Here is a 24,430-nt window from a genome sequence, read left to right as displayed (position 1 = left end):
CGCATCCTCCCGCCGGGCGGTGACACGACGACACTCCCGCGGGAAGGCGGTCGCCCCTGGGATGGAATCACCGCGGAACACGCCGCGGACCCATCCCCGAGGAGTCCCCATGTCCAACCCCGTCTCCGACCTCGTCCTCGGCTTCCAGGGTCTCGTCGCCGACGTGCCCGACCTCGTCCAGCCGCTCATCGTCTCCCTCGCCGGTGCCGTGCCGTTCATCGAGGGCGAGGGGGCCGCGGCCATCGGCATCCTGGGCGGCATTCATCCCGTCGTCGCCGCTCTCGCCGCCGCGATCGGCAACTTCCTCTGCGTCGCCCTGGTCGTGCTCGCCTCGTCCCGCGTGCGCACCGCCGTCACCACCCGCCGCGGCGCCGCCGCCCAGGCCCCGCCCGCCCGCCGCGAGAAGTTCGAGAGGGCGTACCACCGGTACGGGACGCCCGGTGTGAGCCTGCTCGGCCCGCTGCTGCTGCCGACGCAGTTCACCGCCGCCGCCCTCACCTCGACGGGTGTGGCCCCGGTGCGCGTGCTCGCCTGGCAGGCCGCCGCGATCGCGCTGTGGACGACGGTGATCACGTTGATCATCACGGGGGTGATCCGCGCGGTGGCGTGATCGGGGCCTTCGCGCCGAGGGTCTCCCAAGACGACCGGGTGTAGCCCTGCTACACGTATGGGCTCACAGTCGCGGCCCGTCTAGCTTTTTTCTCTATCGGGAGGCTGATATCTGTAGTAGAACTACCTATATCGACCCCTCAACGGAGATGGAGCCCTGATGAGACCCTCCCCCCGGCTGCGCCGCTGGACAGCCCTCACGACCGTCGGCGGGGTGATCGCCGCCCTGGCCGTCGCCGGGTCGGCCCCCGCCGCCTCCGCGGCGGACACCGCAACCGTCTCGGTGGACACCGGCACCGTGGTGCAGGACGACTTCCTCGGGATCGGGGTGAACGTCATCCCCTCGGCGCTCATGGAACGCTCGCGCGGCTTCGGGTACACCGACGCCGACTGGGCGATCGACGCGGAGCGGATCGCGACCATCCGACCGAAGGTCGCCCGCGTGTGGTTCCAGATCGACTGGATGGAGCCCGACAAGGGCGTGTACACGTGGGACAGCGACCGGATGAAGGCGTTCTACCGCTACCTGGACGCCTTCAAGGCCGCCGGCACCGACATCGAGCTCAACTTCGGCTGGAAGGTCGGCTCGACCGTGCACGACTGGTTCCCCATCGCCGGCGTCGACCCGTGGACCAGTGCCCCGGCCGACAACGCCGCGTACGCGGCATCCGCCTCCGCCCTCATCGACCAGCTCAAGAACGTGCGCGGGTACGACAACGTCAAGTACCTCACCTACTACAACGAGCCCAACGGCAGTTGGGACTTCGAGGCTCCCGGAGATCAGCAGGCCGCATACCTGCAGATGGCCCAGGCCGTCCACCAGCGGCTGGTCGCCGACGGGTTGCGCGACGAGGTCGAGATCTGGGGCCCCGAAGAGACCGGCGCCCCCGCGTGGACCACCTACATGGCCCAGAACGGCGGCGACGCCTTCGACCAGTACAGCTTCCACACCTATGGCGACTCTTACGCCTCGGTGCCGGGCAGCATCAACGCCCGCAAGAACGTCGCGGGCGGCAAGCCCGTCAACATGTCGGAGTTCGGCTGGTCGGACGACAACGCGAGCGGGTGGGACTCCGGCTACGCGAACTACGTGATCGCCGGGGCGAACCGGGGCCTGCACTCGATGCTCGTCTGGCAGCTCAACGGCACCTGGACCGTCGACCCCGACGGTGACACCAACGGCACCTACAACATGTGGGACGCCCTCCCGCTCGGACTCGAACCGCGCAAGACGTTCCTGTCGGCGGGTCTGCTGAACCGCTACATCCCCGCGCACAGCCAGGTGCTGGCCTCGACGTCATCGTCGTCCGACGTGCGCTCCGCCGCCTTCCGCGACGCGGCCGGCGACTACACCGTGCTGGTGGAGTCGAAGGGCGCGGCCCCGACCGATCTGACCGTCGACTTCGGCGGGACGGCGGTCAACGCCGACTTCCACCGGGTCGTGTACTCCGACGACCTCGTGCCGGATGCCAACGCGCTCCTGCCCGCCGTCTCGGCCACCCTTCCCGCGGGCACGAGCTTCTCGGACGACCTCGACACGGGCTACTCGTTCGCGGTGTACACCACCGCCGATCCCGCGGTCCAGGTGCGGATGGGCGACGTCGAGCCCACCGTCGCGTCGGGCTCGACCGTGCAACTGACGGCCGACGTGATCGATGGCGCGGCCGGCGTGACGTGGTCGGTGGAGGGCTCGGGCAACGGGTCCGTGTCGAGCTCGGGCGTCTACACGCCGCCCGCGGTCGACTCCGAGCGCGAGATCGCCGTACGCGCCACCAGTACCGCCGATCCCACCTCGTCGGGCATCTCGCTCGTGACCGTCACGCCCCAGCTCACGTCGGCGCGCGTGGACCCCGTGCAGTTCGACCTCGACAGTGGGGTCTACGCCGGGTCCGAGGTGCTCACCCTCTCGACCGCGACCTCGGGCGCGCAGATCCGCTACACCACCGACGGCTCCGCCCCCACCGCGAGCTCCACTCTCTATGAGCGACCGGTGATCCTCGCCGAGAGCTCCACGAAGCTGTATCGCGCCGCGGCCTTCGCCGCGAACAAGCAGCCCTCCGGCATCACCAGCCGCCTGTTCAAGGTCGGCGGCGTCTCACAGGGCCCGGACGGCTACACCCTGTGTGCGAACGAGGGCGGTCAGTGCTTCTTCTCGGGGCAGCAGAGTGTCGCGTTCGGCGGCGACGGGCTTTTCAGCTACCAGGCGAAGACGGGACCGGTGTCGTGCGATACCGCCACCCTCGGCGACCCGAACCCCTCGGGCACGCAGCGGTGCTACGTCAGCCCGGAGCTGCCGTCGTCGTACCCGCTGGTCACCCTGAACAACGCCGGCTTCGAGAAGCCCGGCGGAACGAAGTCGAAGACCGGCCCCTTCACCAACGGCTGGACGTTCGACAGCCGCTCTGGCATCCAGAACGGCCAGGGACCGCTCGGACCGCCGACACCGCCGGAGGGTCAGCAGGTGGCGTACCTCAAGACCGACGGCGGAGTGCAGGGAACCATCTCGCAGCAGGTGGCCTTCCCCGCCGGCGACTACCAGGTCGTCTTCGCCCTCTCGGGTCGCTCGGGCTACCCCGCGCAGAGCTTCGACGTGCTGTACGACGACACGGTCATCGGATCGTTCGCCGTGGGCTCGACGAGCTCGTACACGACGCAGCGCTCGAACGCCTTCACCTCGACCGGCGGACGCCACACGATCACCTTCCGGGCCACCGCACCCTCGGGCGACCGCACGGCGTTCCTCGACGCGGTGCGGATCGAGGCGCCCGTCGCCCCGGAACCCGCGAAACTGTCGAACACGGGCTTCGAGGCGCCGTCCACGACGGGCGTCAAGTCGGCGCCGTTCACCGAGGGGTGGTCGTTCGTGGGCCGCTCCGGCATCCAGCGCAACGGCAGCGCCTTCGGTGCGCCGACCGCGCCCGAGGGCACGCAGACCGCCCTGCTGCAGTCGCGCAACGGTGAGCACGGGTCGTTCACGCAGACCCTGAAGATGGATGCCGGCACCTACACGCTGAGCTACCAGGCGTCTCGGCGCCCCGGGTACAGCTCGGTGCAGACGATCCAGGTGGTGGTCGACGGAACGGTCGTCGACAGCTTCGCCCCGCCGACGAACACGTTCAGCGCGCACACGTCGCCGACGTTCTCAGTGGCGGCGGGCGATCGGCAGATCACCTTCCGGGGCTCGGCGGCCACGGGAGATGCGACGGCGTTCGTCGACGCGGTCGTGCTGACCCCCGTTCCCTGAGGAACGACGAAGGCCCGGGTCTTTCGGCCCGGGCCTTCGTCGTGCGCGGCGAGCTCAGAGGATCCGCGTGGGCAACGCCTCGTCGGGAGCGTGCGCGTCGACCCGGTGCACGCGGCCGCCCGCGCGCTCGGTGACGAAGTCGACCGCCCGGTCGCCCTCGTAGAGCACCGCCGTGCCCTCGTCGAGGCCGAAGCCGCCGGGTAGTGTCCCCGCATCGACCGCGCGCCGCAGGGCGGGGCGCCGCTCGGGCTGAGAGTCGTAGTGCACCCCGAGCGAGCCCGGGATGAACCCGAGGCCGTCATGGACGGTGCGCATCTCGCCGAACCCGGACGTGGGACCGCCCTCGTGCCAGCACAGCGCTCCCGCGGAGGTCCCCGCGAGGAGGACGCCGCTGCGCCACGCGTCGCGCAGGGCGGTGTCGAGGCCGTGCGCCCGCCACAGCGGCAGAAGGTTGACGACGCTCCCGCCGCCCGCCCAGACGAGGTCGGCCGACTGCAGGACCTCGCGGAAGTCGATGACCGTGCGCCCGTAGAGCCGCAGGTGCACGGCATCCACCCCCGCCGCCATCGCCGCGGCGAGCTCGCGCCCCTCGTCGACGCGCTGGTCACCGCCGGCCGTGTTGACGAAGACGACGCGGGGGCGCCCCTCGACGCCGGTGAGGTCCAGAGCATGGCGCAGGAGGGGGCCGAAGGCCACATCTCCCCACGACGTATCGACCCATCCGCCGCAGGTCGCCAGGATGCGGGGGGTGCTCACGCGCCCACCTCCACGGCATCCGCGTTCCAGGCGCGCACGCGCGCGTCGGGCCACGCGGCACCGGCGAGCGAGAACGCGATCGCGCGCTCCTCGCCGGGTTCGAGGCCGAAGGCGTTGTCGTCGAGCCATGCGCCGAACGCGGTCGGGAATTCGTCGACGAGAACGAGGGGCGCCGGCACGTCGCCGACGTTGCGCACGCGCAGCACGCCCTCGCCCCACCGGGCCTCGAGCCGCGTGCGCGGCTGCTCCTTCAGCGGCGCCGGGCCGGTGGCGTACGGCGCGAGGAGCTCGTCGATCGGCCGGTCGACCAGATCGTCGAGCGGAACCGCCTCGATCGCGGTCGCCTCGGCGCTCTTCGGCTGCGCGTTCAGGGCGTACCACGACGACGAGACGCGCCGCCCCTCGACGTCGTCGAGGTGCACGGCCAGCACGAGCGGATGCGCGTCGATGTCGGGCACGACGGCCTCGAGGTCGAAGGCGTGGACGTGCTGGTCAGGACCGAGATCGACGGATGCCGCTCGCTCGGCCAGCACGCGGAAGCGCGCGTCGTACAGGCGCGCCGTGACGGTGCCGGTCAGCGGCTCCGGGCTGTCGTCGACGGCGTGCACCGCGGCGATCAGCGTCTCGCCCGCCGCGAGAGCCGTGCGGTCGTAGACGGCGAACGCGGTGCGGGCGGCGCCGAACTGCCGGGCGCGGTAGTACGAGAGCTTCGCGCGACCGTAATAGTCGACGATCGCCCACGAGGCGCCCGGGAAGACCTCCCCCACCTTGTAGAACCAGTAGGCCGCGGTGCGCTCGCCCGCGTGGGCGCGCAACCGCTCCGAGGCGAAGCGCAACGCGTCGCCCTGGGCGAGTTGGGAGTACTCCACGAACGTCGCCCAGTCGGTCAGCGGACCGTAGTGGGCGTAGCGCGCCTGCTTGAACAGGTCGAACAGCGAGAACTGCGCCTGGTGCTGCAGGATCGCCCCGTGCGCGGGCGGCGGCCACTGCTCGAGCAGTGCGGGGTCGAGGAAGCGGGCCATGCTGTCAAGGTCGCACTGGCTCGACAGCCCGTACTCCCCGAACACCGGGGGGACGTGCGTCGCGTACGCCTCGACCGGCTCGCCCTCGTGATAGACGCCGTAGTAGTGCTCGCTCCCACCCCAGGGGTCGGTGCGGTGGAACGGTCGCGACGGGTCGTACTGCCGCACGCGCGTGCCGATCACGGTGAGCAGGTCGTCGCCCGAGACGGTCTCGGGATTCTCGTTGCCCCCGCCCCACATCACCAAAGAGGGATGCGAGCGCAGGCGTCGCACGATGCGCGAGGCCTGCTCGTCGACCGTCGCGAGGGTCTGCCCCGTGGCATCCAGTCCGAACGACAAGGGGAACTCCTGAAGCAGGAGGATGCCGCGACGATCGCACTCGTCGTAGAAGGCGTCGCTCTCGACGGTGCCGCCGCCCCACGCGCGCAGCATCTGCAGGTTCGCGCGCACGCACAGGTCGAGGAGGTGACGGTCGACGTCGAACCCGCGGCGGGCCATTGGGTCGGTGAAGCACCAGTTGGCGCCCTTGAGGAACAGCGCCCGCCCGTTGACGACGAACTGCCAGTCGTACACGTCGTCACCCGAGACCTCGGGGAGCGGGCGCATCTCGACGGTGCGGATGCCGAGCGAGGCGGTGCGGGTGGAGCCGTCGATCCCCACCTCGACGCGGTACAGCGGCTGGTCGCCGTAGCCGAACGGCCACCACAGGCGGGCATCCGGGACGTCGATCTCGACCGCGTGCCGAGATGTGCCCCGGGATGCCACGGCGTCCGCCGTGACGTCGGCGACGACCACCCCGTCCGGATCGAGTACCCGCACGCGCGTCGGGACGACTCCGTCGGCGTCGGTGTGCCGCACGAGGTCCCACTGCACGCGGACGCGCGCGGCGCCCTCGGCGGCGGTCACGGTCGAGACGAACAGGTCGTCGAGTTCGAGGTCGGGGACGCACTCCAGACGGACCGAGCGCCAGAGGCCGATCGAGATGAGGTGCCCGTAGTGCCAGCCCCACCCGGGAGACGGCTTCAGCACCCCGTGCCAGTCGCGCGGCGGCGCATCGAGGCGGACGACGACCTCGTCGGAGCCGTCTCCGCGGAGCAGGGTGGTCACGTCGATGTCGGGCCCGCCGTATATGCCGGCATGCCGGGCGATCGGGTCGCCGTTGAGCCAGAACGACGCCGCGTCGTCGACGCCGTCGAAGCTCAGGCGCACCCGGCGCCCTCGCCAGGGGGCCGGGACGTCGAAGCGCCGCGCATACCACCACTGCTGCTCCTCGACGCGCGTGCGCCGGAAGTGCCACGGCCACTCCGTCGGCACGCCGTGCGCGGTGAGCTCGGCGTACGTGTGGTCGTCGAGAAGCGGGTCGGGGATCTCGCCCGCGTCGGTGAGGGCCGCCTGCACCGTGCCCGGAACCGCGGCGGGGATCCATTCCGAGCGGTCGGTGTCGGGTCGGTGCCAACTCACCGGCGTCGCCGGTCGCGGACCGGCGAACCAGCGCTCGATCGCGAACTCGCGGCCCGCGGGGGCTCCGGCGAGCAGCCACTCGCCGTCGAGCGAGACCACCTCGCGCTCGACGCCGAGCGGGCCGCCGCCGCCCGCCGACACCGGCGGCGCGGACACCGGGAGGGTCGCGTGCTCCTGCACCCAGCGGTCGCCGGACAGCGGCGAGGCCAGCGACCGCGCCCTCTCCCGGTCGTCGAGCGAGGTCATGCCCTCACTTCACCGCCCCGGCGTACAGTCCGCTGACGAAGAAGCGCTGCGCGAAGACGAACAGCAGCAGGATGGGCAGGCTCATGATGAGCACGGCCGCCATGATGTTGCCCCAGTCGGCGAGGTACTGCGCCTTGAAGTACAGCACGCCGGTGGTCAGTGTGCGCTTCGACGGGTCGGTGAGCAGCAGCTGCGGCACGAGGTAGTCGTTCCACACCCCCACCCCCTGCAGCACCCAGAAGGTCGCGATCGCGGGGCGAGCGAGGGGGAGGAAGATGCGGCGGAAGAGCGTGAAGTACCCCGCCCCGTCGATGACCGCGGCCTCCACGATCTCCTTGGGCACCTGACGCATGAACGCCGCCATGAGGAAGACGCCGAAGGGCAGGGCGCCCGCGATGTAGATGAGGATGACACCGGCGTAGTTGTTGATGAGGCCGAGGTCGCGCACGACGCGAAACTGCGGCACCAGCGCGAGCTGCATCGGCAAGAAGATGCCGGCCGCCAGCAGCAGGTAGACGCCCGAGCCGATGCGGGTGGCCTGCCGAACGATCGCGTACGACGCGAGAGCCGCGACGAACGTGGCGACGGTCATGCTGACGACGGTCAACAGCACCGAGTTGAAGAAGAGGTTGGCGAACCCGGCATCCCGCCACGAGGTGACGAAGTTGTCGAAGGTCGGCGCCTGCGGCAGCCCGGTCGGGTTGGTCAGCACCTCGAGGTTCGGCTTGAACGCCGTGATGACGATGATGACGATCGGATAGATCATCGCGATGCTGAGCACGATCAGCAGCAGGTTGATCGGGAGGCGACGGGCCAGGCGCATCGCGGAACGCGTGGTGACGCGCGGGGCGGCGCTGGTGCTGGTGGTCATCGGTTGCCCTCCTCGGCGGCGACGCGGTTGTTGAGTCTGTTCTGCACGGCCGCGATCGCGATCAGCACGATCAGCACGAGCACGGCCATCGCCGAGGCGTAGCCGAAGTTGTTGTTGACCAGGCCCTCCTGAAACACCTGCGTCATGAACAGCTGCGTCGAATTGCCCGGCCCGCCTCTCGTCATCAGGTAGACCGTGTCGAAGGCGCGCAGGGCACCGTTGATCGACAGCACCAGGACGAGGCCGATCGAGGGGATCATCAGCGGGATGGTGATGTAGCGCATGGCCTTCCAGCCGCGCGCGCCGTCGACCTTGGCCGCTTCGAGGATCTCGCCCGGGATGGTCGAGAGGCCCGCGAGGAAGATGACGACGTTGAAGCCGAGACCGCTCCAGAGGTCCACGAGGATGACGCTGTAGAGCGCGAGGTCGTAGTTGCCGAGCCAGTCCTGAGCGAGGCCCCCGAGACCGATGCTGCGCAGCAGCGTGTTGAACGTCCCCGAGGTGGGGTCGTACATGAAGCTCCACGTGAACACGATCGCCACGGGCGAGATGACCATCGGCGCGAAGAAGATCGCGCGGTAGAGATTGCCGAGCCGGAGCTGGCGGTGCAGGAGCACGGCGATGAGGAACGCCAGGATCGTCTGCACGACGATCTTGAAGAACCCGTAGATCGCGGTGTTGCCGATCGCCTCCATGAGCACCGGGTCGCCCGAGAAGATGCGAACGAAGTTGTCGGCGCCGATGAACTCCCACGCGCGGTTGAACCCGCGGGCGTCGGTGAAGCTCGCGACGATCACCTGGCCCATGGGGTAGACCGTGAAGACCCCGTACAGCACCAGCGCGGGTGCGACGGCGATCCAGAACCTGCCCGCGGTGGAACGCCCGGTCCACAGGCGCGCCTTGAGCGAGCGCGTGGTCACCGCCTGCGTCGCGGTGGGGTCGTCCAGGGCGAGGACCCGCGGGTCCTCGACGCGTGTGCTGCTCATAGCGTTCCAATCGGGTCGGAAAGGGGGATGACGACGGTCACGCCCCGGGCGGGCACGTCGATGCGCCCGTCCGCGGGACGCGTACGGCGGCCGTCGAGATCGTCGGTCTCGGCCGCGCCGAGACCCGTGAGGTGGAGCGACAGGGGTTCGTCGTCATAGGTGGCCACGACGACGGCACGCGCGCCGTCGGCCCCCTCCCACACGGTGAGCAGGTCGTGCACCGAGCCGTCGGGTCGGTGGGCGACGACGTCGTGATCGACGACGAGGCGCCCGTTCCAGAGCACACCGCGGTGGCGGTCGCGCAGGGCGTCGGCCTGCCGCGCGAGGGCCACGGTCGCGGGCATGTCGCCCGGGCGGCCCTTGAAGTTGTAGGGCTCGAGGCTGATCGCGTAGCCGTACAGCACGCACTGCGCGACCATCGAGCGGTCGTCGAACCCGGTGAGCGCGGTGACGATCCGAGCGTCGGGGCGCAGCATCCGCCCGAGCGGGCGGTGCGTGGGCGAGGCGCTGCGGAAGTACGACACGTCGTAGTGGGCGAACTGGTCGTCGTACGCCCCCTCGGCGGCGATGACGAAGGTGCCGGCGCGGTCGCCGAGAGCGGCGCGGATGTCTTCGACGAAGACGTCGTCCCACGTGAAGGCGCTGGCGCCGACGGGGTGGCCGTGGTCGTCGGCGAAGCACAGCAGGGCACGACCGTGGTAGAGCGACTCGTCGGCCAGGATGCCGTCGGCACCCCACTCCGCCATGCGCGCGGCCTCGTCGGCGAAGCGCCGCCGCAATGCCTCGACGCCGAAGCACAGGGGCACGTACCAGGGGGTCGCGATGCCGTAGCGCTTGCGGGACGAGTGGTAGACGGGACCGGGCTGGGCGTAGGGCTGCCCGTTCGCGTCGCGCGAGACGAACGGTTCGAGCTCCTCCCACAGCGGGCCGGGCTTCTCGACCCAGACGTACTTCACGTAGAGGACCGTGGCGACGTCGAGTTCGCGCGCGCGGGCGAGCGCCCGCCGCAGCCCCTCTTCACCGCCGAGCTTCTCGGCCGGCCGGTGCTGCGGGACGAGACCGTCCTGGCCGCCCTCGTTCCACCCCACGATCTGGATCGCGCCGATGCCCTCGCGGGCGCACTCTTCGATGATGTCGACGAGCGTTTCGAAGTCGTAGCGGGGCTCTCCCTCGGTCGACATCAGCTGCACCTGCAGCCACGAGCGCGGTTCATCGAGCCACGCGGCGGCCGAGCGCCGCGTCGGTTCCTGCGTCGGGAGGTAGGCGTCGAGTCCGCGCTCCCACGCACCGGTGAAGGGGGCGACCACCATGTCGGGCAGCGTCGCCTCGACGCCCTCGCCCGCCGGGAAGTGGATGGCGTCGAGCGTGACCGCGGCATCTTCGCCGGCCGTCCGGCGCAGACTGTCGTCGAACCCCGGCTCGAGGCTCGCCCGCCACCCGATGAAAGCCAGGGATCGCTCGGCCGGCTCCACGGTGAGACCGCCGCGCTCGCTGGCGAGGATCACGAAGGGCGAGGTGGGGGTGCCCACCAGCTCGGGGCGGAGGTTGCCGCTGGCGTAGTCGGGGAAGGTGGTGCCCCAGTACGGCGCGTTCGAGTCGAAGACGGGAAGAAGACCGATGCGGGTTCCGGTGGAGTAATCGACGCCGCGCAGCTCCAGGGAGCCTTCGGCGGGACGGATGCCACGAAGCGACGGGAACCGCACGGCTTCCACACCGCCCGCGTCGAGGCGGAACGACAGCCCCAGACGCAGCGCACCGTCGTGCACGCGGGCGGTGGCGACGATCTCGCCGGCGAGCCTCTCGCCGTTCGAGGCGACGGGGTCGGTCCAGACGAGACGCACCGCGTCGCCGCCGTCCCTGTCGACGCGCGTCACGGTCTGCGCCGACGTCTCGACGACGATCGTGCGATCGCCGCCGCGCGGGACCTCGAGGACGTACAGCGAGGGGGCCACGGCATCCGGGCGCGTGAGACCCGCCTCGTCCGCGGTCACGCGGCTGATTCCGCCGCTCACCGGGTCGAAGGTCACCGCGATGCGATCGTCGGCGATCGTCCATTCGGAGCTCACAAGCACATCCTCGTTCTCGTTGTGTAGCCATACTACATACTTAAGCGCGTAACGCGCCTGGATCGTTTCAATACGGGGTCGAAAGTCCCACGTGCCGTAGCTCAGCTACCGCACGACTCCCGGAAAGCCGGGCCCCCGTCAGTCGGCGTTCGCCCGGATCTCGACCAGCGCGGCGTCGAGCTCGGCGATCACAGTGTCGACGTCGGAGCGACCGGCGATGAGGTTCTGGATTCCCACCAGCAGGGCGTTCTGCAGCTGGGGGTGAGCGGGGATCACGACGGGCTGGAAGGTCTTCCCCTCCCACGCCGCCTCCATGTCGGGGAAGAGGGGGTCCGCCGCCGAGACGTCGACGCCGGTCGTCGTCGGGAACGCCTTTACCGCCGTGAGGAACTCGGTGTAGCCGTCGTCCTGGAAGAAGAAATCGACGAAGCGCTCCGCCAGATCGACGCGTCCGTTGCCCGGGTTGACGCCCCACTGCACGAGGTAGCTCCCCCACATGTCGGCGACGTCGCCGTCGACCGTCGGGAAGTTCATGTAGCCCGGCTCCACCCCGGCCGCGCGCGCGTCGGAGAGAACCCACGTCGCGGGGAACATCGCGACCTCACCTTTGAGGAAAGCGGACTTCGCCGCCGACTGGTTCGTTCCGAGAGGATCGGCCATGTAGAACGGCACGAGGTCCTTCACGATCTCGAGCGACCGCGCATAACCCGGGGTGTCGGCGAACGTCCGTTTCCCGTCGAGAAGCTCGTCGACGGCGTCGGGGTCGTCGGGGAAGACGTTCTGGGCCATCGCGTAGTACGCGATGAACTGCGGCCACCAGTTGTCCTGGGCGCTCATCGCGAAGGGGGTGATCCCCGCACCCGCGAGTTTCATCGCGGCCTGCTTCAGCTCGGAGTACGTGCGGGGGACCTCGGTGATCCCCGCCTGGGCGAACAGCGCCGTGTTGTAGATGATGCCGTTGCCCGATTGCGAGATGGGCACCGCGTACGCGGCATCCCCCTCGGCCCCGCGCCGGGCTTCTTGCGCCGCCGCCGGGTCGAGGCGCGAGAAGAATTCGGCTCCCGACAGGTCGGCGGCGAAGCCGTCACGCACGAAGTCGCCGATGTTCTTCGGATCGAACCCGTACACATCCGGGCCGGCACCTCCCGACAGCCGCGTCTTCAGCACGCTGTCGTAGTCATTGATGTTGACGAACTCGGCGTTGATCGTGACGCCCGGGTTCTGCGCCTCGAACGCGTCGATGACCTTCTCGTACGCCTTCTGCGTGTCTCCCCCGTCACCCCACATGAGGAAGCTGAGGGTGGTTCCGTCCGCGCTGGAGGAGCTGCATCCGGTGAGGGATGCCAGGGCGAGGGCGGTCAGAGTGGCCGCGCTCGCGAGCGCGGTGCCGGTGCGTCGGCGCATGGGGAGGTCCGTTCTCTCAAAGCGACGCCCCGCCCCGCGACGAGCGCGAAGCGGGGCGTGCGGGTGTGTCAGCGGTTGTCGGCGCGGTACTGCTCGAGCGCGAGGTCGAGGTCGGAGAGCACCTGGTCGGTGCTCTTCTGCCCGCTGATGATGTTCTGCAGGCCCACCACCAGGGCATCCTTGATGCTCGGCGCCGTGGGCGAGAAGGCCGCGACGAACGTCTTGCCCTCCCAGGCCGCCTGCATCTCGGGGAACAGCGGGTCGACGTCGGCGCCGATCTGCACGCCCTCGGTCGTCGGGAACAGCTTCACCTTGTCGAGGAACGCCTTGTAGGTGTCGTCCTGCATGAAGAAGTCGAGGAACTTCTGCGAGGCGGCCAGCTTGGCATCCCCGTTGTTGGGGTTCACCCCGAAGCGCACCTGGTAGGTGCCCCAGATGTCGTTCGAGGGCTGGTCGACGGTCGGGAAGTTCATGTAGCCGACGTCGAGTCCGGCTTCGCGGGCATCGGAGAGGATCCACGTCGCGGGGAACATCGCGGACTCGCCAGCGATGAAGGCCGACTGCGCAGCGGTCTGGCTCGTGCCGACCGGGTTCGGCATGTAATACGGGGTGAGGTCGCGCACGACGTCGAGCGCTTCGGCCCACGCCGTGCTCTGCGAGAACGTCGTCTCACCGTTGGCCATCTGCTCACCGAGCTCTTCGTTCGCCCCGTGCTCGGCGAGGGCGTAGTAGACGATGAACTGCGGCCACCAGTTGTCCTGCGCACTCATCGCGAAGGGGATGACACCGGCATCCGAGAGCTTCTTCGAATCCGCCAGCAGCTCGCTGTAGGTGGTGGGCGGCGTGGAGATGCCCGCCTTCTCGAAGAGCGCCTTGTTGTAGATGATGCCGTTGCCCGAGAGCGAGATGGGGAGGTTGTAGGTGCCTCCCTCTCGCTGGCTGTCCTTGGCCGCCTCCGGAGTCAGCTTCGAGAGGTAGCTCTGGCCGCCGTCGGAGAGGTCGGCGGCGAAACCGTCGTCGACGAAGGTCTCGATGTTGCCGAGGTCGAAGCCGTAGACGTCGGGTCCCGCGCCGCCGGACAGTCGGGTCTTGAGGATGTTGTCGTAGTCGTTCGTGTTGAAGAACTCGGCGTTCACCGTGATGTCGGGGTTGGCCTCCTCGAACTTCGAGATGACGTCCTCGTACGCGGTCTGGGTGTCGCCCCCGTCGCCCCACATCAGGAAGCTGAGCTCGGTCGGGCCGCCGCCCGAGCCCCCCGCGCACCCGCTGAGCACGCCCACCGTCGTCAACGTGACGGCTGCGATCGCCGTCTGCTTCAGCCACTTCGTCATGGCTCGTCCCCTCATCTTCAGTGATCGCCGGTCACGCCGCTGCGACCGGAGTACGTCGGTAGCGATACTACACAAAATTGCGACCAGCGACAGTGTCGCACGCAAGATGACGCGAATTGAGCGAGGAATTGCTAGTCAGACTACGCGGATCGCGTCTCCCCCTCATAGGGTGTTGCCTCATGGACTCCCCTTCGACGTCGATCGGCCGCCGACTGACCATCAACACCATCGTGCGACGCCACCAGATCGAGGCGACGCGCGACCGCTCCCTCTGGGAGGACGAGACGCCCCTGCACTCCGCCGCCCTCGTGGAGCGCTTCTCGGATGCCGTGCGCAGCGCCGTTCCCGACGCGCGACTCACGTGGGCGTTGTCGTGGGGCGCGCTGACCGACGACTCGCCCCGCTACCGCGACATCCGCCACACCCTCGCCCGCATCGCTGCCGAACACGGAGACGACGTCACGTTCGTCCCCGGCGGCTTCTTCGCCAACCTCTACGGCTCGCGCGACGACGTGGCCCGCGACATCTCGGATGCCGTCGACCTGCTGCACGGGTCGTTCGACCGGGCGACCACCTCGCTCGTCGCCGGCTTCCTCGCGGCCGATAACATCGCCCGCGCCCGCGATCTCGGCATCCGCACCGTGCAGGGGAACATCTGGAGCCAGTTCGACATCGACCTCCAGGACGGCGACGGCTCCCTCGCGTACCCGTACTACCCCTCGCGGGGGAACTTCCTCGTCCCCGGGCGCGGCGCCGAGCGCACCGATGCCGTGCAGCTCGACGGGTGGACGGTCGACCTCGTCGCCGCCCGCGGGGCGGGGATGTCGTCGCAGTTCAACTCGCGGCTCGGACTCGGCCCCATCGAGACGCTGCACCGCCTCCCCCGCTCCGAGGCCCTGCGCGAGCTGTACGCGACGAGCGCCGCGCACCTCGACGACCGCAACGTGCAGCGCAACGGCCTGGGATGGCTGACCGTGAACTATGAGATCAGCGAGGTCGCACGAGGCCTGGAGCACGACCCGACCACCCTCGACGCGTGGACCGGCTGGTTGCGTGGGATCCGCGAGACCTGGAGCGACCTCGAGGTCACGACGATCGGAGCCTTCGGCGAGGAGTGGCGGCAGCACCACCCCGACAACGAGGGCCTTGCCTATCTGCTGCAGCAGTCGGGGTCCGGCGTGCAGGGCTCGCGCGCCGGAGAGACCGTCACGTGGTTCATGACGGCCGACTTCCGCCTCGGCGTCGTCCGGGTGGGAGACGAGGTCGAGGTCTTCGACTACACGTCGTACCTCGACGCCCCCGGCGAGCCGACGCGGCTCGGCGACCGCCGCTGGAGCCTGCTGGGCGAGATCAACCAGAAACAGACCCGCCCCCAGGACCGCCCCGTCGCACTGGGACGCTTCTTCGCCGCGCACCCCGACGTCGAGGCCGCCCTCGAACGCACGTGGGCGGACGCCCCCGAGCTCGCCGAGCTGCAGGTGCGCGCGTGATCGCCGTCGGCGACCTGACGGTCGAGCACACCGTCGATCCGGTCGGCGTCCCCGACGATCCCCGATTCGGATGGGTGCTGCGTAGCGACGTTCCGGGCGCGCGCCAGCTGTCGTACCGTCTCACCGTCGCCGACCGCGACGGCACGGTGTGGAGCACCGGCCGCGTGGACTCCGACCGGAGCGTCGACATCGCCTACGAGGGTCCGACGCTGCGGCCGCTCCGGCGCTACGCCTGGACGGTCGTCGTCACCACCACCGCGGGAGACGCCGTCGCCTCGGGCTCGTTCGTCACGGCCGTCACCGACGACGACTGGCACGGGTCCCTCTTCGTGTCGGGGCCGCCCGAGGCCACCGCCGCTCCCCTGCTCCGGATGACCTTCGAGGTCGAGGGACAGGTGGACGAGGCGTTTCTGGTCGTCGCCGCCGGCGGGCTCGCGCGCGTCGAGCTCGACGGGCGAGCGGTCGACGACGGCGTACTCGGGCCCGGCTTCACCGACTACGACGTGACGGCGCAATACACCGTCGTCGACGTCACCGACCGCCTCGAACCGGGGCCGCACGCCCTCGGCCTCGAGCTGGGCCGCGGCTTCTACGGCATGCGCGGGCGCAACACCTGGGACTGGGAGCGCGCTCCCTGGCACGCCGAGCCGTGCGCCCGGGTGCTGCTCGTGGCGCGGGGCGCCGGCGGCGAGCGGGTCATCGTGAGCGGAGCGGACTGGCGCACGGCATCCGGCCCAACTCTTCTCGACGACCTCTACGCCGGCGAGGACTACGCCGCGCGTCGCGACCGACCCGACTGGAGCAGCGCCGCGTTCGACGACGGGGAGTGGATGCCGGCTCCCGTCGTCGACGGTCCCCGGGGCCGCCCCGTGCCGCAGCGCCAGCCCCCCATCGTCGAGGGAGAACTGCTCGAGCCGGTGTCGGTGACGGCGCTCGCCGAGGACCGGTGGGTCGTGTCGTTCCCCCGCGTGATCGCCGGTTGGGTCGAGGTTGACGCCGAGGCCGACGACGGCGCCGTCGTCGAGCTGCGCTTCGGCGAAACGCTGCGCGCCGACGGCACACCCAACTACGACGACGAGAAGGGGTACTTCGACGGGCGGTTCCAGACCGCGCGCCTGACGCTCGCGGACGCGCCGGTGCACTGGCATCCACGATTCACCTGGTACGGGTTCCAGCACGTGGAGGTGCGCGCGCGGTCGGTGCCCGCGCTGCGGGCGCGCGTCGTGCACACCCGCGCACCGCGCACCGGGCGCTTCTCCAGCTCGTCGCCCCTGCTCGACACGCTGCACGAGCTCACCGTCCGCACGATCCTCAACAACCTGCACGGCCTGCCCACCGACACCCCGAAGTACGAGAAGAACGGCTGGACCGGCGACGGCATGGTGGGCGCCGAGATGATGCTGCTCAACCTCGACGTGCACGAGCTGCTCGCGAAGTGGTCCGACGACATCGCCGCCTCGCGCCACGGCGCGGGAGCGCCCGAGGTCATCGCCCCGCACGGCGGGTGGCACATGGACTGGTCGCCCGCACCCACCTGGCACTCGGCCCTCCTGCTCGTGCCGTGGGAGATCTACCGCCAGCGGGGAGACGAGCGCGTGCTCGCCGACGTGTGGCCCGACGCGCGCGACTACCTGCGCTTCGAGATCGGCCGCTCGGTGGACGGCATCTCCGACACCACCCTCGGCGACTGGGTCAGCCCCGAGACCGATGCCGGCGGCGGCAACGCCCCGGAAGACACCCGGATCGCGGCGACGGCGTTCGTCATCGCCATGTGCGACACCGCCGCCGAGATCGCCGGGGTCCTGGGGCACGACGTCGACGAGTGGCGCACCGCCGCAGCCGTCGCGCGCCGCGCCTTCGTTCGGGAGTTCTGGGATGCCGCCCGCGGTGAGGTGCGGGGGGTCGGCGACGCGGGATACCGGCAGGCGCACACCGTGCTCGCCCTCGCCTTCCACGTGCTGCCCGAGAGCGACCGGCAGACCGCCGCCGACCGCCTCGCGCGGGACGTCGTCGAGCGCGACCACCACCTGTCGACCGGGGCCCTGGCCACCAAGCACCTGCTCCCGCAGCTCACCCGCTATGGACACGTCGAGACGGCCGTCGGGGTGGCACTGCAGACCACCTTCCCCAGCTGGGGGTTCTGGGTGCAGCGGGGCGCGACCTCGCTCTGGGAGCACTGGAAGGAGGAGTCGCGCTCGCGGGGCCACTACTTCCTCGGCACGCTCGACGACTGGCTCTACGGCGCTGTCGCCGGGCTCTCCCCGCTCGAGCCGGGGTGGCGGCGTGCGCGCATCGCCCCGCGCGTGATCGGCACCGCCCTCGACCGCGCCGACGCGGCGGTGCGCACGCCGTACGGCGAGATCGCGGTGGCGTGGCACCTCGAGGGCGACCAGGTCGTGCTCACGTGCACCGTGCCGGTCGGGGTGACCGCCGAGATCGAGCTTCCCGGGCTGCGGCGTCGCGTCGGGGCCGGGACGCACGAGGTGCGGGCGGGGCTCGTGGCGGCGGTGCCCGCGGGCTGACCGGGCAGGCCTCGGCCGGGCCGGGGGCGCGCCTCCGGAGCCCGCGCCGGGGCCCGCGTGCGCGCCGCGACATCCGCCTCGACGGACGCGGCATCCTCCCCCGCACGCGAGAACGGCCCGCGCCGCGCCCCGTCCGGGGCATCGGCGCGGGCCGCACGAGCGATCACCAGGCGGAGTAACCGCCGTCGATCAGCACCACCGAGCCGGTCATGTACGACGCCGCGTCGGAGGCGAGGAAGGCCACGAGCGACCCGATCTCCTCGGGGGCGCCGAGTCGGCCCATCGGAGTGCGGCGCACCCAGTCGTCCCACCACTCGTCGGGGACGCCCTGCTTGGTCAGATCGGTGCCGACGTAACCCGGGGCGACGGCGTTGACGCGGATGTTCTGCTCGGCGAACTCGATCGCGAGCGACTTCACCGCGAGGTGCACCGCCCCCTTCGACGCGTTGTAGGCCGCCTGGCGCTGCGGCGCGTTGGCCAGCTCTCCGGACATCGACCCGATCGCGACGATCGATCCGCCACGCTCGCCCATGTGGCGGGCCGCCTCGCGAGCGCACCAGAAGGTGCCCGTGGCGTTGACCGCAAGCACGCGGTCCCAGGTCTCGCGCTCCAGGTCGAGCGACGGCTGGTGGTTGGCGATCCCCGCGGAGGTGACGAGGACGTCGACGGAGCCGAGGCGCTGCGCCACATCGGCGAAAGTGGCCTCGACGGCAGCGGGGTCGGTGACGTCGAGGTGCACGTACGACACCCGACCGCCGGGGAACGACGAGGCGGCCTCCGCGCCCGCTTCGTCGAGGACGTCGGCGATGACGACCCGCGCACCGAATTCGACGAGGGCGGTGACGACGGCGAGGCCGATCCCCCGGGATCCTCCCGTGACCACCGCGACGCGATCCGTCAGTTCCAGCCGTTCCCGGTACATCATCGTCCCCCTTCGGCACTCCGCCATGGAGCGCGCATCAGCTAAGATGTAGCCATACTACATGGAAGGAGCTCGCGATGACCCTCAACGTCGAGCCGGCCAGCGAAGAGTCCACCGACACCCTCCTCGAGCGCATCACCCGGCAATTGCCGCATCTGCGCCGCTCCGAACAGCGGGTCGCCGCGATCGTCCTCGACGATCCCGGCAGCGCCGCGCAGTTCACGATGGCGGGTCTCGCCGAGGCCGCCGAGGTGAGCGAACCCACGGTCATGCGCTTCTGCAGCTCCGTGGGCTGCGAGGGGTTCCAGGACTTCAAGATCCAGCTGGCGCAGACCCTCGCCCTCGGCCTCCCCGTCACGCACTCGTCGATCACGGCGGACGACTCCCCCGCCGACGTGGCCGAGAAGATCTTCGACCACACCATCTCGAGCCTCGACCGCGCGCGGCGCACCCTGGCCCCGGCCGCCGTCGAGAAGGCGATCGCCGCGATCCTGGATGCCAGCGACATCCTCTTCGTCGGCTTCGGCGCGAGCGGCGTGATCGCCCAGGACGCGCAGCAGAAGTTCCCCCTCTTCGGTGTCCCCTGCCAGTCCCCCGAGGACTTCCACCAGCAGTTCATCGCCGCCACCATGTCGGGCCCGCGCAGCGTCACCGTGGCGATTTCCAACACGGGCCACACGGAGCAGACCCTCACCGTGGCACGCGCGGCCCAGAAGGCCGGGGGAACGGTCATCTCGCTCACCGGACGCACGAGCCCGCTGTCGGAGATCGCCGACATTCCCCTGATCGTGCGCACCTTCGAAGACACCGACGTGTACACGCCGTCGACGAGCCGCCTCGCCGGTCTCGTGGTCATCGACATCCTCGCCACGGGCGTCGCCCTGCGCCGCTCGCCCGAGCACACCGCGGCCGTGCGGCGCATGAAAAGCGAGCTGGCGGCGATGCGCCACTCCGACAGCACGGGTGAGGAGCCGTCGTGACCGCCACGGTGCTGGTGACCTCGCGCTCGTTCGGCTCGGGGGCGTTCGACGCCGCCGCGGCGCTCACCGAGGCCGGATACCGGCTCGTCCGGGCCGGCTCCGCGCACCGCCTCGACGAGCTGGCGCCGCTGCTGGCCGACGCCGAGGGGTGGATCGCCGGCACGGGTCCGGTGACGGCCGAGCACCTCGATCTCGCGCCGCGTCTGCGGGGCATCGCGCGCTACGGGGTGGGCGTCGACAACGTCGATCTTGCCGCGGCCGCCGCGCGTGGCATCCCCGTCACGAACACGCCGGGCGCGAATTCGGCCGCCGTAGCCGAGCACACCCTCGCGCTGCTGCTGACCGCGCTGCGGGGCATCCCCGCCGCCGACCGGCGCGTCCGGGCCGGCGACTGGTCGGGCCGTTCCGCGCGCGAGCTCTCGGCCCTCACCGTCGGGGTCGTCGGTCTCGGCCGCATCGGCCGCCTCGTGATCGACCGGCTCCGCGCGTTCGGAGCGACCGTGCTCGGCGCCGATCCGTGGGTCGACCCCTCCGATCCACTCTTCGAGAACGTCGAACGCACCGACGTCGCGGGGCTCGCGAGCCGCTGCGATGTCGTGACACTACACGCGCCCGGTGGTCAGACCGTGATCGACGAGAGCTGGCTCGCGGCCGACGAGCGCCCCGTGCTGCTGGTCAACACCGCCCGCGCCGACCTCGTCGATGAGCAGGCCGTCGCCCGCGCCGCCCGGCGCGGTCGTGTCGTGGCGTACGCGGCCGACACCCTCGCGATCGAGAACGTCGGCGACACCGCGTCTCCCCTTCTCGCGGGCGACCTGGCCGATCGCGTCGTGGTCACCGCGCACCTCGGCGCGCAGACCCGCGAGGGCGTCGACGAGATGGGGCGCATGGCGGTGGCCGACATGGTGGCGCTGCTACGCGGGGCGACTCCGGCCCACCCCGTGCCGGCATGACGGGCTTCGTCCGGACGGCCGCCGGTGACGTCGACCCGTCCGAGCTCGGGCGCGTCGACTACCACGAGCACCTCTTCCAGGTGTCGCCGCTGCTGCCCGGAGACGACCTCGACGACGAAGACCTCAGTCGCGAGGAGACGCGGCAGTTCGCGGCATCCGGATTCGAGACGATGGTGGATGCCACGCCTCTCGGGCTCGGCCGCCGCCCCGCCGCCACGCGACGCATCGCCGAGGCCACCGGCGTGCGGGTGGTGCTCACGACCGGCCTGCACCGCCGGGAGCACTACCGCGACGGCGATCCCCTTCTCGACGCGGGGGTCGACGATCTGGCCGCAGCGTTCGAGGCCGATCTCGTGACGGGTGCAGCCGAGCCCGGCGGCGAGCGCGACCCGGCGGTGCGCGCGGGCGTGCTGAAGGCGGGTCTCGGCTACTGGCGCATCGACGCGCACTCCGCTCGCACCATCGAGGCCGTCGGGCGCGCCCACACCGCGACGGGCGCCCCCGTGATGGTGCACCTCGAGCACGGGACGGCGGCGTTCGAAGCCCTCGCCGCCCTCGACGCCGTGGGGGTCGCGGCCGACCGCGTGGCCCTCGCCCACATCGACCGCAATCCCGACCCGGGCCTGCACGCCGAGCTCGCGGCGGCGGGCGCGTACCTCGGCTACGACGGTCCCGCGCGCGCCCGCGAGCACCCCGACGCGGTGATCCTGGACTGCCTCGTCCGCGCGGCCGAGGCCGGAGCTGTCGAGCGCATCCTCCTCGGCGGCGACGTCGCCCGGCGCACGCGGTACGCCGCGTACGGCGGCATCCCGGGGCTGCGCTACCTCGGCGAGCGCTTCGTGCCGCGCCTGCGACGCGAGGGCGGCGACGATCTCGCCGACGCCGTGCTGCGGCGCAATCCCGCGGCCTGGCTCACCTGGCGCTGAGGTTCCCGCACCCCCGGGCCGCGCTCCGTTGGGGGGAGCACGGCGCGGGGGCGCGGTCGGTCGCCGTCAGCCGAGCGCGGGCTGCGCGACGGCGACGAGGTCGTTGGCCGAGCGCAGCACGGGGCGGCGTCCGAACGCGTCCGCGTCGAGGCCCTCGGGCGCCTCGATGCGGAAGACCGCGGACTCCCCCGGCAGCAGGGTGACCAGGGCGCGATCCACGCGTGCCGCGGCGTGCACCCGATCGACCAGCAGCGTCACGTCCTTCGCGACTGCGCGCGCGACGGCGGTCGCCTCGTAGCCGCCGTCGACGGCACGCACCGAGACCGACACCGGGTCGGGGTCGAGCGAGAGTGCCGGGTCCTCGTCGAAGAACCAGAACGCCCGCTCGCCGCCGGGCAGGTCCGCGACGAGCACCCCCCGCGCGGGGTCTCCGGTCGCGCTCAGGGTCTCGGGCACCTCGACGAGGGCCGCCGAGCGGGCCGCGACGTGGACGGACCGTTCGACGCGTGCCCTCTCGACGCCGTCGAGCGTCACCCGCCGCAGCACGACGGTCCCGCTCCAGGCGTCGTCACTGTCGTTGTGCAGCGCCAGGACCACCGCGCCCTCCCTCGGCTGTAACGACGCGAAGCGGTCGGCGTAGACGGCACGCAGCGCATGCCAGAGGGGCTTCCGGATGCCGTGGGAGTCGACCGCCGCCCACGAGATGACCGGCCAGCAGTCGTTGAGCTGCCAGACGATCGCGCCCTGATTGAGGGGATGCAGCGAGCGGAAGTGGGCGATGCCCGACGCCACCGCGCGTGCCTGATTGAGCTGGGTCGCCCAGTGCCAGTCGTCGATCGTGGCGGGTGCCGCGATGTGGGCACCGAGCCCCCGCTCCAGCTTGCCGTTGCCGTCCACCGCCTTCTGGTGCACCAGCATCAGCGGGCCGTAGGGGTCGGCGGGCTCGTCGTGCACGACCGAGAAGAGCGTCGACCAGGCCGCCGGGCCCTGGAAGCCGAACTCTGACACGAAGCGCGGGCGGTAGTCGCGGTACACGTCGTAGTCGACCTGATTCCACACGTCCCAGATGTGGGTGGTGCCGTGTGCGGGGTCGTTCGGGTGCACGTACCGGCTGAAGCCGTAGGGGCTCCCGGGCGAGTAGGGGGTCGCGGGCGCGAGTTCGGCGACGATCGAGGGGAACAGGTCTTGGTAGTACCCGTCGCCCCAGGTGGCGCCGCGCAGTTGTGGCCGCCACTTCCAGTCCACCCAGCCCCAGATGTTCTCGTTGCCGCCGTTCCAGACGACGAGGCTCGCGTGGCTCGCCAGACGCGTGACGTTGTCGCGCGCCTCGGCGGCGAACTCGTCCCAGAGCTCGGCCTCTTCGCTGTACGCCGCGCACGCGAGGAGGAAGTCCTGCCAGACCAGGATCCCGTTCTCGTCGGCGAGATCGTAGAAGTCGTCCGACTCGTAGATGCCGCCGCCCCACACCCGCAGGAGGTTCATGCCGGCATCGGTCGCGTCCCGGAACCGCTCGGCGAGCCGCTCGCGGGTGACGCGGGGGAAGAAGGTGTCTTCGGGGATCCAGTTGGCCCCGCGCACGTACACGTCGCGGCCGTTCAGTCGCACGACGAACGGGGTCCCGTCGTCGTCGGGGGTGGTGTCGATCTCGACGGCGCGGAAGCCGATCCGCTTCTCCCAGCGGTCCGCACCGGCGGTCACGACGAGCGACGACAGCGCGGGGGCGCCGTATCCGCGCGGCCACCAGACCTCGGCATCCGGAATCACCGCCTCGAGCACGGCGGTCGTCGCCTCGCCCGCGACGACGGCCTCGAGCACGGCCCCGGCGACCTCGGCGCGCACGGTGATGTCGCCCGCGACCTCGCGCTGCAGCTCCACCTCGAGGCGCAGACGGCGGGGGTCCCCGCCGACCCCGGTCTGGGGCCGGACGGTGGCCAGGCGGCATCCGCTCCACGAGTCGATGCCGATGCGTCGCCAGATGCCGCTCGTGACGAGCGCGGGGCCCCAGTCCCACCCGAAGTTGCACGCCGACTTGCGGATCGCGTTGAAGGGGTGAACGTACGAGTGCGGCCGCTCCCCGAGCACGGCCTCGCGCTCGCGGGCGTACGCGATGGGCGAGGCGAACTCCACGCGCAGGCGGTTCTCCCCCTCGCGCAGGATGCCGTCGACCGGCCAACGGTACGTGCGGTGCTGATTGCGGGTGCGGGCGATCTCCGCGCCGTTCAGGGTGACGAGCGCGACGGTGTCGAGGCCCTCCGCGACGAGGTCGTGCACGCTCTCGCCGTCCGGGGTCCAGACGAAGGTCGTCTCGTAGGCCCAGTCGTTGTGCCCGATCCACGCGAGCAATGCCTCGTTGTCGTCGACGTACGGGTCGGGGATGAGGCCCGCGGCGAGCAGGTCGGTGTGCACGACTCCGGGCACGGTCGCGGGGATCGGACGGGCGGGGATCGCCGCGAACGACTCGGGGACGTCGCCCCCGGCGTGGTGAAGCGTCCAGCCATCGGTGAGTGCGGAAAAGCTCATCCTCCAGAAGTAGCACAACTACCTAGACCCGCCCCGTCGAGCGTCGAAATGAGGCCGGATTGCCCCTCGGTGGACATTTCTTGTAGTCTGACTACTCAGCGACCGTCGCGGTCGCGCGTGA

The 24,430-nt window shown here is 70.9% G+C and carries 16 protein-coding genes; 7 read left to right on the top strand and 9 right to left on the bottom strand.

The features are described from left to right. Positions 1-109 precede the first annotated feature (109 nt). Together J2X55_RS06005 and J2X55_RS06000 are read left to right on the top strand one after the other, a co-directional pair. A complete protein-coding gene (locus J2X55_RS06005; protein WP_309822379.1) occupies positions 110-610 on the top strand; it encodes a small multidrug efflux protein in 501 nt (166 codons plus the stop codon). A gap of 159 nt (positions 611-769) precedes the next feature. Then, positions 770-3,853: a chitobiase/beta-hexosaminidase C-terminal domain-containing protein gene (locus J2X55_RS06000; RefSeq protein ID WP_309822377.1), complete on the top strand. Its 3,084-nt coding sequence runs from the start codon at positions 770-772 to the stop codon at positions 3,851-3,853. 54 nt (positions 3,854-3,907) lie between these two features. Here J2X55_RS06000 and J2X55_RS05995 read toward each other — a convergent pair whose 3' ends face one another. The 7 genes from J2X55_RS05995 to J2X55_RS05965 form a co-directional block, all read right to left on the bottom strand. Next, positions 3,908-4,609, bottom strand: a complete 702-nt coding sequence (locus J2X55_RS05995; protein WP_309822375.1) for a peptidase E — start codon at positions 4,607-4,609, stop codon at positions 3,908-3,910. After that, positions 4,606-7,338, bottom strand: a complete 2,733-nt coding sequence (locus tag J2X55_RS05990; protein ID WP_309822373.1) for a glycosyl hydrolase 2 galactose-binding domain-containing protein — start codon at positions 7,336-7,338, stop codon at positions 4,606-4,608. The genes J2X55_RS05995 and J2X55_RS05990 overlap by 4 nt, the downstream gene beginning before the upstream one ends. A 4-nt stretch (positions 7,339-7,342) precedes the next feature. After that, positions 7,343-8,209: a carbohydrate ABC transporter permease gene (locus J2X55_RS05985; protein ID WP_309822372.1), complete on the bottom strand. Its 867-nt coding sequence runs from the start codon at positions 8,207-8,209 to the stop codon at positions 7,343-7,345. After that, the gene (locus J2X55_RS05980; RefSeq protein WP_115915775.1) at positions 8,206-9,195 is read right to left on the bottom strand and encodes a carbohydrate ABC transporter permease; all 990 of its coding nucleotides are present in this window, start codon (positions 9,193-9,195) and stop codon (positions 8,206-8,208) included. Before J2X55_RS05980 ends, J2X55_RS05985 begins: the two co-directional genes overlap by 4 nt. Further along, positions 9,192-11,261 (bottom strand): DUF6259 domain-containing protein, encoded by a 2,070-nt coding sequence (locus tag J2X55_RS05975; RefSeq protein ID WP_309822370.1) that lies wholly within the window; start codon positions 11,259-11,261, stop codon positions 9,192-9,194. The genes J2X55_RS05980 and J2X55_RS05975 overlap by 4 nt, the downstream gene beginning before the upstream one ends. Before the next feature lie 138 nt (positions 11,262-11,399). Continuing rightward, positions 11,400-12,665, bottom strand: a complete 1,266-nt coding sequence (locus J2X55_RS05970; protein WP_309822368.1) for an ABC transporter substrate-binding protein — start codon at positions 12,663-12,665, stop codon at positions 11,400-11,402. Positions 12,666-12,733: 68 nt separating this feature from the next. Continuing rightward, entirely contained in the window at positions 12,734-13,996 is a 1,263-nt protein-coding gene (locus tag J2X55_RS05965; RefSeq protein ID WP_309822367.1) for an extracellular solute-binding protein, read from the bottom strand. A gap of 179 nt (positions 13,997-14,175) precedes the next feature. Here J2X55_RS05965 and J2X55_RS05960 point away from each other — a divergent pair, with 179 nt between their 5' ends. Continuing rightward, on the top strand, positions 14,176-15,486 hold the full coding sequence (locus J2X55_RS05960) for a DUF3863 domain-containing protein (RefSeq protein WP_309822365.1): 1,311 nt from the start codon (positions 14,176-14,178) through the stop codon (positions 15,484-15,486). Then, complete coding sequence (locus J2X55_RS05955) at positions 15,483-18,008, top strand: family 78 glycoside hydrolase catalytic domain (protein WP_309822364.1); 2,526 nt, start codon at positions 15,483-15,485, stop codon at positions 18,006-18,008. Before J2X55_RS05960 ends, J2X55_RS05955 begins: the two co-directional genes overlap by 4 nt. A gap of 163 nt (positions 18,009-18,171) precedes the next feature. Here the strand turns inward: J2X55_RS05955 and J2X55_RS05950 are convergent, their stop codons facing one another. After that, positions 18,172-18,933, bottom strand: a complete 762-nt coding sequence (locus J2X55_RS05950; RefSeq protein ID WP_309822363.1) for an SDR family oxidoreductase — start codon at positions 18,931-18,933, stop codon at positions 18,172-18,174. 74 nt (positions 18,934-19,007) lie between these two features. On the opposite strand from J2X55_RS05950, the gene J2X55_RS05945 reads away from it, so the two are divergent. The 3 genes from J2X55_RS05945 to J2X55_RS05935 are packed head-to-tail and all read left to right on the top strand — an operon-like array spanning position 19,008 to position 21,789. Next, positions 19,008-19,910, top strand: coding sequence for an SIS domain-containing protein (locus tag J2X55_RS05945; protein ID WP_309822362.1), 903 nt, complete (start codon positions 19,008-19,010; stop codon positions 19,908-19,910). Next, positions 19,907-20,863, top strand: a complete 957-nt coding sequence (locus tag J2X55_RS05940; protein ID WP_115915782.1) for an NAD(P)-dependent oxidoreductase — start codon at positions 19,907-19,909, stop codon at positions 20,861-20,863. The genes J2X55_RS05945 and J2X55_RS05940 overlap by 4 nt, the downstream gene beginning before the upstream one ends. Further along, positions 20,860-21,789, top strand: coding sequence for a phosphotriesterase (locus J2X55_RS05935; RefSeq protein ID WP_115915783.1), 930 nt, complete (start codon positions 20,860-20,862; stop codon positions 21,787-21,789). Before J2X55_RS05940 ends, J2X55_RS05935 begins: the two co-directional genes overlap by 4 nt. Positions 21,790-21,855: 66 nt before the next feature. On the opposite strand, the gene J2X55_RS05930 is transcribed toward J2X55_RS05935, so the two are convergent. Next, entirely contained in the window at positions 21,856-24,309 is a 2,454-nt protein-coding gene (locus tag J2X55_RS05930) for a glycosyl hydrolase 2 galactose-binding domain-containing protein (protein WP_309822360.1), read from the bottom strand. Between the last annotated feature and the right edge of the window lie 121 nt (positions 24,310-24,430).

It is taken from the genome of Microbacterium sp. 1154 (assembly GCF_031455375.1).
Classification (GTDB): Bacteria; Actinomycetota; Actinomycetes; order Actinomycetales; family Microbacteriaceae; genus Microbacterium.
The sequence above is the reverse complement of the archived record's forward strand: the minus strand, read 5'-3'. Positions and strand labels throughout refer to the sequence as shown.

Bases quoted from the DNA above. Each gene is read 5' to 3' on its own strand.
- J2X55_RS05935 (WP_115915783.1), top strand. From the start codon at position 20,860: ATGACGGGCTTCGTCCGGACGGCCGCCGGTGACGTCGACCCGTCCGAG.
- J2X55_RS05965 (WP_309822367.1), bottom strand. From the start codon at position 13,996: ATGACGAAGTGGCTGAAGCAGACGGCGATCGCAGCCGTCACGTTGACG.
- J2X55_RS05970 (WP_309822368.1), bottom strand. From the start codon at position 12,665: ATGCGCCGACGCACCGGCACCGCGCTCGCGAGCGCGGCCACTCTGACC.
- J2X55_RS05960 (WP_309822365.1), top strand. From the start codon at position 14,176: ATGGACTCCCCTTCGACGTCGATCGGCCGCCGACTGACCATCAACACC.
- J2X55_RS05945 (WP_309822362.1), top strand. From the start codon at position 19,008: ATGACCCTCAACGTCGAGCCGGCCAGCGAAGAGTCCACCGACACCCTC.
- J2X55_RS05930 (WP_309822360.1), bottom strand. From the start codon at position 24,309: ATGAGCTTTTCCGCACTCACCGATGGCTGGACGCTTCACCACGCCGGG.
- J2X55_RS05985 (WP_309822372.1), bottom strand. From the start codon at position 8,209: ATGACCACCAGCACCAGCGCCGCCCCGCGCGTCACCACGCGTTCCGCG.
- J2X55_RS06000 (WP_309822377.1), top strand. From the start codon at position 770: ATGAGACCCTCCCCCCGGCTGCGCCGCTGGACAGCCCTCACGACCGTC.
- J2X55_RS05980 (WP_115915775.1), bottom strand. From the start codon at position 9,195: ATGAGCAGCACACGCGTCGAGGACCCGCGGGTCCTCGCCCTGGACGAC.
- J2X55_RS06005 (WP_309822379.1), top strand. From the start codon at position 110: ATGTCCAACCCCGTCTCCGACCTCGTCCTCGGCTTCCAGGGTCTCGTC.
- J2X55_RS05950 (WP_309822363.1), bottom strand. From the start codon at position 18,933: ATGATGTACCGGGAACGGCTGGAACTGACGGATCGCGTCGCGGTGGTC.
- J2X55_RS05990 (WP_309822373.1), bottom strand. From the start codon at position 7,338: ATGACCTCGCTCGACGACCGGGAGAGGGCGCGGTCGCTGGCCTCGCCG.